Origin of the sequence: Oceanobacillus oncorhynchi (genome assembly GCF_000821065.1) — a bacterium.
Taxonomy (GTDB): Bacteria; Bacillota; Bacilli; order Bacillales; family Amphibacillaceae; genus Oceanobacillus; species Oceanobacillus oncorhynchi.
In genome coordinates this window covers 4,550,577-4,563,236 of the sequence record NZ_CDGG01000001.1, presented here as the reverse complement: position 1 = coordinate 4,563,236, position 12,660 = coordinate 4,550,577, and the positions used below count along the sequence as shown (strand labels likewise).

Genomic DNA, 12,660 nt, shown 5'->3' with positions numbered 1-12,660 from the left:
TAGTACCTCTAAAAATATTTTAGTATAGGGCTTTTAAAGAGCCTGAATGAACAGCAGGGAGAAAGGTAGGAATCATCGTGAAGATTGGAATTGATAAGCTGGGGTTTTATGCACCACATCTGTATGTAGATATGAATGATTTAGCAGAAGCGCGGGGAATCGACCCGGGGAAATTTACAATTGGTCTGGGACAAGACGAAATGGCTGTCCCGCCAATCACACAGGATCCTGTTTCTTTGGCAGCTAATGCGGCAGAACAAATCTTGGACAGGGAAGATAAAGATGCAATTGATTTAGTCATTTTTGGAACAGAATCTGGCGTGGACCACTCCAAGTCGGCAGCTGTGTATGTACATCAATTATTAGGTCTGAATCCCAAAGCTCGTTCTGTAGAAATGAAGCAGGCCTGCTATGGCGCAACAGCAGGAATACAAATGGCAAAGGGGCATATTGCACTGCATCCGGATAAGAAAGTACTTATTTTGGCATCTGATATTGCCCGCTACGGTTTGAATACACCTGGCGAATCAACACAAGGCGCCGGTGCAGTTGCTATTTTGGTAAGTGCTGAGCCAAGATTGCTGGAGCTGGAAAGTGAAAGCACGTATTACACAGAGGATATTATGGACTTTTGGAGACCGGTATATTCTTCTACGGCTTTTGTAGATGGAAAATACTCCAACGAACAATATATAGCTTTCTTCCAAAAAGTATGGAAAGATTATCAAGAGCAAACAGGAAGAAGCCTGGAGGATTTTGCAGCTATCGCTTTTCATTTACCATATACCAAAATGGGCTGGAAAGCACTGCGTACAGTGATTGAAGACGCGCCTGAAGCAGTACAGGAACGGTTGAAAAACAATTATCAAATCAGTACAAAATACAATCGTAATGTAGGAAATATCTATACAGGCTCTCTTTATCTCAGTCTGATTTCATTATTAGAAAATCAGGATGACTTAAAAGAAGGAGATACCATCGGCTTGTACAGCTATGGATCCGGAGCGGTTGGCGAATTCTTGTCCGGCAAGCTTCAGAACGGCTTTAAAAAGCACTTGCAGACAGCGTCGCATCAAGCAATGTTTGACAACAGAGAATGCATTTCTGTGGCAGCATATGAAAAAGTATTTGAAGAAGCACTTCCAACAGACGGAAGTGAAAAACAGTTAAATGTGGATGAAGATCCGGCAAAAATCTGTTTAGCCGGTGTGAAAGATCATATCCGCAGCTATGCAGTTAAATAATACAAAAAACTCCTGGACAAAATAAAACCTGTTCAGGAGTTTTTTCGTGACAACTTTAAGACATTTTCAGCATGAATTATGTGAAATGAATGACTTTAAAATGTATAATCGGGGTAGAGTTAAACATATCATGAAAGTTAGAGGGTGTTTTAATGACGAAAAATAATGAAGTTATTGAAGTAACAAATCCAGCAACAGGCGAAGTAGTCGATACGGTCTTAAAAGGAGGCAAGAAAGAAGCAGTGGAAGCCGTTGATAAGGCATATCAAGCTTTTCAGGACTGGTCGAAGCAATCTGTCTATGAAAGAAGTGCTTTGTTGAATAAATGGTATGCACTTGTGGAAGAGCATGAAGCAGAGCTGGCTAGAATCATGACAATAGAGCAGGGAAAACCGTTGAAGGAAGCAACAGGTGAAATCCGGTATGCGAATAGCTTTATCTCCTGGTATGCAGAAGAAGGAAAAAGACTTTACGGTGAAACAATCCCGGCAACGGCAAGTGATAAACGCATCGTAGTTAGCCGGCAGCCGGTAGGGGTTATCGCAGCGATTACACCATGGAACTTCCCGGCAGCAATGATTACACGGAAAGTTGCTCCGGCATTAGCGTCCGGCTGTACAGCGGTAGTAAAACCAGCCAGTGCCACCCCTCTAACCGCTATCCGCCTGAGAGAGCTTGCGGTAGAAGCAGGTATTCCAGAAGGTGTACTGCAAATCGTTACTGGAAGCTCAGGTGAAATCAGTGATGCGTGGATGGCAGATGAGCGTGTTCGAAAAATATCGTTTACGGGTTCTACAGAGGTAGGAAAATCACTCATGCAAAAATCAGCGAAAACGGTGAAGAAACTCTCTCTGGAGCTTGGCGGTCATGCACCATTGATTGTTATGGGCGATGCGGATATTGAAAAAGCGGTAAGCGGGGCGGTTGCTTCTAAATATCGCAATGCCGGGCAAACCTGTGTATGTGCCAACCGGATTTATGTTCACGAATCGATTGAACAAGAATTTGCCAAGGCATTTAAAGAAAAGGTTGCACAGCTTAAGGTCGGAGACGGCTTAGAAGAAGGTGTGGATATTGGTCCTTTGATTGACAAATCTGCAGTTGAAAAAGTAAAACATCATATAGAGGATGCACTTGATAAAGGGGCAGAAAAGCTGTTAGGTAACGAAATAGAAAAGGAAGATTTATTTTTCGGTCCGACTATTTTAACCAATGTAAACGATGAAATGGTATGTATGCAGGAAGAAACATTTGGACCGTTAGCGCCGATTACGACATTTCAAACGAAGGAAGAAGTCGTTAAACGCGCGAATAATTCACCTTATGGATTAGCAGCCTATTTATTCACAGAAAACCTTACGACTGCAATTGAGGTCAGTGAACAGTTAGAGTATGGAATCGTCGGTATTAATGATGGTGCTCCATCAACAGCACAGGCCCCATTCGGAGGATTTAAAGAAAGCGGCCTTGGACGGGAAGGCGGTCATCACGGAATTGATGAGTATGTTGAAGTAAAATATTTATCGATTCAGCTGTAAGGCATGCAGACAGCTGCTTATCTAAGGTTTGATAATGAAAAGAAGTAGTTGTCACATGTTTTTACCAGAATATCCTGGGGCTGGGATAGCGGTTATTCGCCCCGCCGGAAATATTTATGCAGAGAAAGGCGGAGCAGATAATCTGCTTGCCTTTTTCTGATGACATGTTTGAAGGAAACCTGTATACTACTTCTAGAGAGGTGCAGATGAATGGAATTTAATATTGGTCCCAGGATGTTAAAAACAGGGTTGGCAGTAACCTTAACGTTATTGATTACACGTATATTCGATATGGAATATGCCGTTATTGCAGCAATTGCATCTGTAATAGCAATGCAGCCGTCTATCATGCGATCATTTAATTATATTAAAGAAGTAGTTATTGCAAACTCTGTCGGTGCAACACTCGCCATATTGGGAGTATTTTTGCTTGGCAGCCATCCGATTTCGGTTGGAGCAGTAGTTATTTTATCGATTGCAATTAATATAAAACTGGGATTGACCAAAACAGTAAATTTAACCGTATTAACCATCGTCAGTATGATGGTGGCCAGCCAGGGCGATCATATTAATTTTGTATATATTTTATCTCGAGTATCACTTGTTGCAATCGGGGTGGTTTCCGCATTTATCGTGAATGTATTTGTTAATCCTCCGAATCATCAAAAGATTTTGTTTCAGATGATTAAGGAAGCCAGTGAAAGTTCTCATTTTCTTCTGCGAGTTATCCCGAGTAATACGATGAGTGTCCCGCAAATCCGGGACGAAGAAAGAAATGTGGAGAAACAAATTAATAAAATAAGAGATTATTTTGATATCATTACGGATGAGAAAAATAGACTGTTTATCCGGAAGCGCAGATCTTTTTTCCGCAGCATTGTCATTTATAAGCAAATGATACAGGTATTGCGAAAGAAGCATACGCTGATCGTAGAGCTGGAAAAAAATTTAAAAGAAATTGAACAAATGGCTGCCGGCAAGTCTTTCTTAATTAAAAAGCTGGTCAGTGAGATCAATAACTATAGTGAAAATGTCTTTCTTATGTATGAAGATCGCATCGTCCTGGACAGGGACCTGCAAAAAGAGACGAAAAATGCGATGAGCGTAACGATCAATAATTTAATTGATGCACTGCAAGGTACAGACTATGAAAAATGGCATTATGTTTTTCCTGTTGCGAATAGTATTGTCGAGCTTTTCTATGAGTTGGATAAGTTAGAAAAGTATGTGCGTAAAAAAGGATTACATGAAGAAGAGGAATAAGTAGAAGCAAAGGAGATTGTGGCAGCACAGTCTCCTTTGCTATTTTGTCAAGAGCCACATAAAACAGGTATAAAACCTCCCTTTTTTGCATATAGTAGTAATAGTATACAGAGAAAAGGGGAGGATGGAATTGGTCCGTTTTTTATCTCATCATGAATTAGAAAATTTATATTATATGTATGAAAAATATGAAAATGCGTATCAAACGCTCCTGGAAAGTAAACAAAAGTATATGCAGGAAGAAACACAAAAACAAATAGAAGAACAAATGGAGATTGTGAAGGAGCAGCAGCGTCAAATGCTTGCTTCATTAACATAAAACAGCGTGTAGGTTCGTGTCTACACGCTGTTTTATTATTTTTTACGATGAAGATTTTCCATAATATAGCCAATAAATTCGTTTGCTTTTTCTTCAGGGGCTTTCGTGAATATACTGACACCGACAAATAGCAGGGAGGACAGGCTCAGTCCCCATAAACCAGAAGCCATTCCTAACGGCTTTGTCTGCAGCAGTTCTAATATCAGAACAAGTGCGCCGGGAATAATGGTGCTTGCCAATACAGCAGCGGCGGTGCCTCTTTTCCAAAAGAAAGCGCCGATAATTGTCGGGACAACAACAATTAAGCCGGCAGAAGAAGCAACGGACAGAACGGCGATTAAATCTAATTGTAATTCTGCAAATAGGTAAGCCAGCAGAGCAATAACAGGTATAATAAATTTCCCGATGCGAAGCTGGACCTGATCTGTTGTCCCTTTGCGAATATTTCCGTAAACATCCTTCGCGAACATTGAGGATAATGTAAGCAGAATCGAGTCTATCGTCGAAACAGCGGCAGCAATAATACCTACCATGACAATAACAGCTAAAACAGAAGGTACAGCTGATGAGGTCAGTACAACGGGTGTAGCTAAATCAGCGTTGTCTAGACCAGGCTCTAATAAGAAAGCGGAATACCCCCAAAATATAGATACCAGTGTATAGATACAGCCAAAAATCATAAAGCCTAATAACATACGCCGCATGCTTTTCAAAGAAGCTGGCATAAACAGACGCTGACTGACCTGCGGATTTGAAATACTAAAGAAAAACCAGGGAATGGTTAACCCGATAAATGTTAAGAAGCTGAAATATCCATTGCCAGGCACTGTCAGCATTTCTGGATGATGACCTTCCAGCTGCTCAAAGAAGCCCGAAAATCCGCCAAGTTCGCGGACTAAAAAGAGTACAACTAAGGTTGAACCGATAATCATAAATAAGGACTGCAGCGAGTCTGTCCAGGCCACAGAGCGGATTCCGGCTATGTATGCAAAAAAGAGTGCTAAAACAACAGCGATAATAACGCCGGTGCTGAAAGAGATTTGCTGGTTTGATACGCCCTGCAGCAGATATCCTACTCCAGCTAACTGTACAGCACTGTAGGGTATTAAAAAAAGACAGTTGCTGACGGCAATCGCAATGGCAGAAGCCCTGCTTTGATAACGGTCGCCAATCATTTGAGATGGTGTAATATAACCATATTTTTTTCCGACAATCCAAAAACGGGGACCAAAAAATGCAATTAACGACACACCCATTAAATAGATCAGTTCAAAACCAAGCGCGCCAACTCCGCCACGATAGGTAAGCCCTGCTAAGCCGACCAGCATAAATGCGCTGTATGTTGTAGCGCTGTAGCTTAATGCGGAAACAAAACCGCCCAGCTTACGATCGCCAAGAAAATAAGCGCCCATATTTGTCTGTTTGCCAGTTCGCGATAAAAAAGCGATAAAAAGAGAGATAACAATATAAATTCCTAATCCCCACCAAATCAGTGATACATTCATTCTTCATTGCTCCAATCTTTTGTTAGTATGGCATTAAGTCCGATGACGATGAAAGTTAACATCAGCCAGAACAGAAAGCTCCCATACCATTTTTCAACATGACTTAAAAGTACAAAAGGGATGGTAAAAGCGGCAAGAACGATAATGCCGATAATAATTGCTGCGTTTTTTTCCTTCATAAGCCTGCCTCCATATATTTTAATGTGATATAATTCACAATAGAAAGAATGTGAATTCGCTAACAATCATAGCAGATTGTTCATAAATTTGCCACATTATTTAAGACGCAAATAATAACCTATTTTTGGAAACGATTGCAACAAAGCTTTTTATCAGCTAAACTTAAGAAAAAGGAGGGAAAAGATGGAAACCTTACAGATCGGCAGTGCGAAACTTACCTGGCTAAATGGGGGCGTTACACATTTGGACGGAGGCTCAATGTTTGGTGTCGTTCCCAAGGCTTTATGGGCGAAAAAATATCCGCATAACGATAAAAATCAAATTGAACTTCGAACAGACCCGATTTTAATTGAATTAGATGGGTCTAATTTACTTATTGATACAGGAATCGGCTTAAATAAATTATCTGATAAACAAAAAAGAAATTTCGGAGTATTGGAAGAAACAAATATAGAAGCATCCTTATCTGAATTAGAGCTTACAGTGAACGATATTGATATCGTATTAATGACACATCTTCATTATGATCATGCGAACGGTTTAACAAAACTAGTTGGTGAGGAAAAATACGAATCTGTCTTTAAAAATGCAAAAATTTTTGTTTCCCAAATAGAATGGAATGAGATGCAGCAGCCGAATATCCGTTCAATAAATACATACTGGGAGAAGAATTGGAGGCCGGTAGTTGATCAGGTTTATCCGTTTCGTGAAAAAATTGAGGTATTGCCGGGTTTAACAATGGTTCATACCGGGGGCCATAGTGAGGGGCATGCTATCATTCGTTTCCGGGAAGGAGAGCAAGGCTTCATACATATGGCAGATATTATGCCGACACATGCACATCAAAATAAATTATGGGCGCTTGCATATGATGATTATCCAGTTCAATCTGTATTACAAAAAGAATATTGGATGGAAGCGGGTTATAAGGAAAAGGTCTGGTTTACGTTTTATCATGATGCTTATTACCGGGCAGTCAGGTTTAATGAGGCTGGAGAGAAAATAGATCACGTGGAGAGGTTGCGATATTCTTATGATTAAGAAAAAGCAGCCTTCTCCAAAAAGGAAGGCTGCTTATTAACAAAGTATATTATACTGCTGCTTCTGTATCTATAACAGCACCAGTTTCTATGTCTACATAGAAATCATATTGTTTATTCGTACCATCGATATTTCTAGTTACACCACCGCGGTATACATCATAAAGCAGTCCGTTTCTTTCTAATTCTTCCGGTTTCATATAAATCCAGGAGCCACTGATAGGACCTTGGCGTTTAAACATTTCTTTGGCATGATTCAATGCTTTTTCAGGAGTAACTTTCATTTGATTGTTAACCTGTTGACGTGCGATATAACCGATTGCAATACCAAATGCAGCTGCAAGTAATACCTTTCTTTTGCTCAATTTATTCACCTCTGTTTAGTAAGATTCAATGTCTGCTTTGTTTGTAGTATATCGCATACGGTGAGAGAAATACAAATAATTGAACACCGGTACTGGAAAGGATTGGGCTTTTTCGGGTATACTTGCAATATTGAAGATCTATTTTTACGGATATACTAACTGTATATAGGAGGCTTTACATGAATAAAGAAACACTGGCATTATTTAAGAATTTAACGGAATTACAGGGAGCTTCAGGGAATGAGCATGCCGTTCGCCAATTTATGAAAAAGGAATTGGAGAAATATTCGGATGAAATCATTCAGGATAATCTGGGGGGCGTATTTGGAGTAAAGCACGGTAAAGGTCCTACTGTCTTGGTGGCTGGACATATGGATGAGGTCGGCTTTATGGTAACACAGATTACAGATAATGGCATGCTCCGTTTTCAGACTTTAGGCGGCTGGTGGAGCCAGGTTATGCTGGCTCAGCGTGTTCAGGTAATGACAAAAAATGGACCGGTTACGGGAGTGATTGCTTCTGTTCCGCCGCATTTATTAACTGAAGCACAGCGCAGCAAACCGATGGAAATAAAAAATATGCTGATTGATATTGGGGCGGATGATAAAGAGGATGTCGCAAATATCGGCGTTCGTCCGGGAGATACCATTGTTCCGGTTACACCGTTTGAACCGATGGCCAACGAGAAAAAGATCTTGGCAAAAGCTTGGGATAATCGCTACGGCTGCGGGCTGGCTATCGAGCTTTTAAAAGAACTGCAAGGGGAAACCCTGCCAAATCAGCTTTATTCTGGTGCAACAGTACAGGAAGAGGTTGGATTACGCGGAGCACAGGTAGCGGCCAATATGATCAAACCGGATATTTTTTACGCATTAGATGCTTCACCGGCTAATGATGCTTCCGGGGATAAAAAGGCATTTGGCCAGCTGGGAAAAGGAGCTTTATTGCGTATTTTTGACCGCACAATGATTACGCATAAAGGCATGCGCGAATTTGTTCTGGACACAGCGGAATCAAATGATATCCCGTATCAATACTTTGTTTCTCCAGGCGGTACAGATGCAGGGCGTGTTCATATAACAGGCGATGGCGTTCCTTCTGCGGTTGTAGGGATATGCTCCAGGTATGTTCATACATCAGCATCGATTATTCATGTAGATGATTATGCCGCAGCAAAAGAATTAATTACAAAACTTGTTAAAACAACAGACGAAACAGTTGTTTCCGCATTGCATCAGGGTTAATGAAATGCAGAAAACAGTTATTGTCGGCTCGAAAAACCCAACTAAAATCCAGGCTGTCCGAAATGTTTTTCCAGAACTGGAGCTAAGCTCGAGGGAAGTCCCGTCTAAAGTGTCTGCCCAGCCTTTTTCAGATGAGGAGACGCGGATTGGCGCGGTGAATCGTGCGAAGGCATGTGCTGCAGGAAGTGCTGATGCTATTGGAATTGGCTTAGAAGGAGGCGTCATGTATGTGGACGATACATTATTTCTCTGTAACTGGGGAGCGCTGGCTGCAGCGGATGGCACATTATATACTGCCAGTGGTGCAAGGATTGCCCTCCCAAAAGAAATTGAGGAAGCACTTAAAAAAGCCGGGGAATTAAGTACGGTGATGGATGCCTATACCAAGAAAGAAAATGTCCGCAGCCAGGAAGGAGCTATTGGTATCTTTACGAATAACCTGATATCAAGAGAAAGTATGTTTACACATGTTGTACAGCTTCTGAAAGGGCAGTATGATTTTGCGGGGCAAAAATAATCAAACAAAAAACAGGCGATAGAGCCTGTTTTTTGTTTGAGAAAATCATTATTCGTAGATATAACCAATAACATCTAATGCTTGTTCCACGGTTTCCACTGTAATATTTGCTTTGTTGGAAAGTTCTTTTAAAGGATGAATTAATTTTTCCGGACGAATAATAATCGTCGGCTTTCCTAAAGCTATGGCTGTACTTGCATCCATCGCTGTATTCCATTGTTTATATTCTTCGCCGAATAAAGCAATCACAATATCTGATTTCTGCATTAATACCTGTGTCCGAAAATTGTTAACACTGGAAGCAGCATCGTCACGATAAAAATTACCGGGCTGTTTTCCTAAGATTGCTTCTCCGATATCATCTGAACGGTCATGATTTGTCTGCGGAGATACAAATGTCAGCGGCAGCTTTTTTTCTTCCGCAAGCTTTTTAACATCTTCTCTCCAATTATCATGAATTTGTCCAGCAAGATAAACTGTTAAATTCATTCCAATCCCTCCCAATCAATGGTATCTTTAATAGTAAATGTTTTTCCTAAACTTGTTAAGTTATTTGATTATTGTATAGAAATGATTTATAGCTACCGCCCTAATGGATTTTATGGGGTGCGTTCGCAACCTCAGAAATACACTGCGCTTCCCACGACGGACAGGACGTTGTAGTGCCGGTTGTTGACCACAGACCACAGGACGTGACGTTCTTAGCTGACCAGTAGTCTCTGTGTGTTACCTATGGGAATGTGATTACCAATGTTTTCAGGTTAATGAGTTTATAAAAATTATATTTGATTCTAGTAGATAGTAATAAGACTAACTAGCGAAGGAAAAACACGGAGACTCCTGGAGCGACCGAGCATAGGTCGTGATATATAGCGGGTGGGATTCCCGCCGAGAAAGAACTAGCCATTCACTCGTAGCGAGTCTTGGAGGGTTTGTGGTAACACAGGCTTTTAAGCGTAGACAGTGAGGTAATGAGCGGAAAGCCAAGAGCGGTTGAAGGGATAGAGCTCCGAAATTTCGTGAATAAACAGGAAGGTCGATAAGCTCAGGAGTTTAGAAGACAACACTGGGGTTTTCAATAAACGGCAAGAAAATCTCAGCTTCCTCGGAGTCAATGACCTTGGCACGTTACACATGGATATATTACGGCAACTCGGGAGAACCTTTATGGTCTTTCCTGTACAAACAGGAAGGTAATGGTGAACAAGCGATAATAAAGTGAGGTAGCCAGATGCCTAAAGGTAGTCGGATGGTGACATAGTACCAATGAAGTCGGGTAACGCTGATGGAGGAAAGGTCACCACCTGTCAATGCCCTTCAAAGGGACACATGGACCACACACGGAGGTGGAGAATCAATGGAAACTGAACTGCGAAGGATAGCAGAATTAGCAAAAGAAAATAAGGATATGGTTTTCACATCCTTAGCTCATCTACTAAATGAAGAAAATCTGAAACAATGCCACAAGGAACTTCCGAATAAGAAAGCAACAGGTATTAATGAGGTAACCAAAGGAGAATATGAAGCCAATCTGGACGATAATATCAAGGATTTAGTGATGCGCATGAAAAGGAAAAAGTATCGACCTGTGCCAGTAAGAAGAACGTATATTAACAAAACGGGCACAAAGAAGAAAAGACCCTTAGGCATACCAGAACATGAAGACAAAATTGTTCAAAGAGGCATAGCCAAAATATTAAATGCCATCTACGAGAATGATTTTCTGGATAGTTCATTTGGGTTTCGTCCGAAAAGAAACTGTCACGACGCACTAAAGATATTAAATCTGTATATAGAAAAACGACATACAAATTATATCGTAGATGTGGATATTAGAGGATTTTTTGACAATATAGACCACAAATGGATGATGACATTTCTGGCGCATCGCATTAATGACCCAAGCTTACTTCGAATTATCGGCCGTTTTCTAAAAGGCGGTTACATGGAGGAAGGGAAATATTATCGGACAGAAGGCGGTACTCCTCAAGGTGGCATCATATCGCCAATTATTGGGAATATATACCTGCATTATGTACTTGACCTGTGGTTTGAGAAGAAAATTCGCAAAGAAAGTAGAGGGCAAGCTTACATGGTTCGATATGCGGACGATTTTGTGTGCTGTTTTCAATACAAGAGCGATGCACAAACCTTTTATCGTAGGCTTAAGGAGCGACTAAACAAGTTTCACTTGGAAATGGCAGAAGAGAAAACAAATATCCTTCCATTTGGTAGCTACGCCTGGAAAGACAACGAGTGTAAAAAGAAAGGGAAGCCACCTACTTTTGACTTTTTAGGATTTACACACTACTGCAGCAGAAGTCGAAACGGAAGGTTTCGAGTCAAGCGCAAAAGCAGCAGCAAGAAAGTCAAAGAAAAGTTAAAAAGTCAGAAGAAATGGCTTCAAATGCATCGGACGACGGATATTCGTTTAATCATGGAGCGCCTCAATCTAGCGCTTCAAGGCTATTACAATTACTATTGTATCACGGACAATGCATATGAAGTGAAGAACTTTTGGGATAAAGTGAAACAACTTTTATTCAAGTGGATGAATCGAAGAAGTCAAAAGAAATCATTCAGCTGGGAGAAGTTTCAACGGTTCTTACAAAAGTATCCACTCATTAGTCCAAGAATCAAAGTAAATATATATAGTCTTCGAAAGCATCTTAGCTATATTCTGTAAATATTGATAGGAGGAGCCGTGTGCGGTAATACCGCTCGCACGGTTCTGGGAGGAGTAGAGGAATTCAGCAAGCAATTATCGAACTGAATTCCCGCTTACTCGACTGGGAAAGCGCGTAGGGAAGACCCCGCAGAAAAAAGCGAACTTCTTTTTTTGAGGAGGCTGAGCTCAAGCCCACGGAAAGCGTAGTGTTTTTCTGCAGCGGCCGCATTAACCTGACAACATTGGTGATTACTCCCCCCGCCATAACCCGTCGCAGGGGGTATCACTCTGGCAAAAACACCGATATTTAAAGACCAAGTGATGTTATTGTTTTATCTTATTTGAAAAATGAACGATAAAAATCAAAATTCAAATAATATGGAAACAAGGTAACATAATTGAAAGAATATGTGTGGCAAGCTATGATAGGAGTAAAGAAAGGATGTATAAAATGAAAGAATTACAAAATACAGAGGAATTTAATACGTATATTCAAGAAGGCCCGGTTGTCTTTTTATTTACGGCAGGATGGTGCCCGGATTGCCGCGTGATTGAACCGATTTTGCCTGAAATAGAAGAGGCTTATTCACAATTTCAATTTGTAGAAGTAAATCGGGATAACTTTATCGAGCTCTGTCAGGAATATGATGTCTATGGTATTCCTAGCTTTCTGGCGTTTGAAAAAGGGGAAGAACTGGGCAGATTTGTAAGTAAAGACCGGAAAACACAAGAAGAAATCGAATCCTTTTTAGACGGGCTTGCTAAATAGGTAGGGAG

13 protein-coding genes are annotated in these 12,660 nt (G+C 40.8%); 9 read left to right on the top strand and 4 right to left on the bottom strand.

The features are described 5' to 3' along the window. The first annotated feature begins 77 nt into the window (after positions 1 to 77). The 4 genes from BN997_RS21850 (at position 78) to BN997_RS21835 (ending at position 4,364) form a co-directional block, all read left to right on the top strand. Positions 78 to 1,244 (top strand): hydroxymethylglutaryl-CoA synthase, encoded by a 1,167-nt coding sequence (locus BN997_RS21850; RefSeq protein ID WP_042535532.1) that lies wholly within the window; start codon positions 78 to 80, stop codon positions 1,242 to 1,244. A gap of 152 nt (positions 1,245 to 1,396) precedes the next feature. Further along, positions 1,397 to 2,782 (top strand): NAD-dependent succinate-semialdehyde dehydrogenase, encoded by a 1,386-nt coding sequence (locus BN997_RS21845; RefSeq protein ID WP_042535531.1) that lies wholly within the window; start codon positions 1,397 to 1,399, stop codon positions 2,780 to 2,782. 210 nt (positions 2,783 to 2,992) lie between these two features. Further along, the gene (locus BN997_RS21840; RefSeq protein ID WP_042535529.1) at positions 2,993 to 4,045 is read left to right on the top strand and encodes an FUSC family protein; all 1,053 of its coding nucleotides are present in this window, start codon (positions 2,993 to 2,995) and stop codon (positions 4,043 to 4,045) included. Between the two features lie 130 nt (positions 4,046 to 4,175). Then, positions 4,176 to 4,364: a hypothetical protein gene (locus BN997_RS21835; RefSeq protein WP_042535527.1), complete on the top strand. Its 189-nt coding sequence runs from the start codon at positions 4,176 to 4,178 to the stop codon at positions 4,362 to 4,364. 35 nt (positions 4,365 to 4,399) lie between these two features. Here BN997_RS21835 and BN997_RS21830 read toward each other — a convergent pair whose 3' ends face one another. Together BN997_RS21830 and BN997_RS21825 are read right to left on the bottom strand one after the other, a co-directional pair. Next, on the bottom strand, positions 4,400 to 5,869 hold the full coding sequence (locus tag BN997_RS21830) for a sodium:solute symporter family protein (protein WP_042535525.1): 1,470 nt from the start codon (positions 5,867 to 5,869) through the stop codon (positions 4,400 to 4,402). Continuing rightward, complete coding sequence (locus tag BN997_RS21825; protein WP_042535524.1) at positions 5,866 to 6,048, bottom strand: hypothetical protein; 183 nt, start codon at positions 6,046 to 6,048, stop codon at positions 5,866 to 5,868. The genes BN997_RS21830 and BN997_RS21825 overlap by 4 nt, the downstream gene beginning before the upstream one ends. A gap of 184 nt (positions 6,049 to 6,232) precedes the next feature. Here BN997_RS21825 and BN997_RS21820 point away from each other — a divergent pair, with 184 nt between their 5' ends. Beyond that, positions 6,233 to 7,090 (top strand): YtnP family quorum-quenching lactonase, encoded by an 858-nt coding sequence (locus tag BN997_RS21820; RefSeq protein WP_042535522.1) that lies wholly within the window; start codon positions 6,233 to 6,235, stop codon positions 7,088 to 7,090. Positions 7,091 to 7,139: 49 nt separating this feature from the next. Here the strand turns inward: BN997_RS21820 and BN997_RS21815 are convergent, their stop codons facing one another. Continuing rightward, positions 7,140 to 7,454 (bottom strand): PepSY domain-containing protein, encoded by a 315-nt coding sequence (locus BN997_RS21815; protein WP_042535520.1) that lies wholly within the window; start codon positions 7,452 to 7,454, stop codon positions 7,140 to 7,142. 179 nt (positions 7,455 to 7,633) lie between these two features. On the opposite strand from BN997_RS21815, the gene BN997_RS21810 reads away from it, so the two are divergent. Continuing rightward, a complete protein-coding gene (locus BN997_RS21810; RefSeq protein ID WP_042535518.1) occupies positions 7,634 to 8,698 on the top strand; it encodes a M42 family metallopeptidase in 1,065 nt (354 codons plus the stop codon). A 4-nt stretch (positions 8,699 to 8,702) separates the two neighbouring features. Continuing rightward, positions 8,703 to 9,215 carry a DUF84 family protein gene (locus BN997_RS21805; RefSeq protein WP_042535516.1) on the top strand — a complete coding sequence of 171 codons (513 nt, stop codon included), beginning with the start codon at positions 8,703 to 8,705 and terminating at the stop codon, positions 9,213 to 9,215. A 48-nt stretch (positions 9,216 to 9,263) separates the two neighbouring features. Here BN997_RS21805 and BN997_RS21800 read toward each other — a convergent pair whose 3' ends face one another. Then, on the bottom strand, positions 9,264 to 9,704 hold the full coding sequence (locus BN997_RS21800; protein ID WP_042535514.1) for a YtoQ family protein: 441 nt from the start codon (positions 9,702 to 9,704) through the stop codon (positions 9,264 to 9,266). A gap of 868 nt (positions 9,705 to 10,572) precedes the next feature. On the opposite strand from BN997_RS21800, the gene ltrA reads away from it, so the two are divergent. Continuing rightward, positions 10,573 to 11,901 carry a group II intron reverse transcriptase/maturase gene (gene ltrA, locus BN997_RS21795; protein WP_042535512.1) on the top strand — a complete coding sequence of 443 codons (1,329 nt, stop codon included), beginning with the start codon at positions 10,573 to 10,575 and terminating at the stop codon, positions 11,899 to 11,901. 424 nt (positions 11,902 to 12,325) lie between these two features. Next, positions 12,326 to 12,652, top strand: a complete 327-nt coding sequence (locus BN997_RS21790; protein ID WP_332093802.1) for a thioredoxin family protein — start codon at positions 12,326 to 12,328, stop codon at positions 12,650 to 12,652. The last annotated feature ends 8 nt before the right edge of the window (positions 12,653 to 12,660 follow it).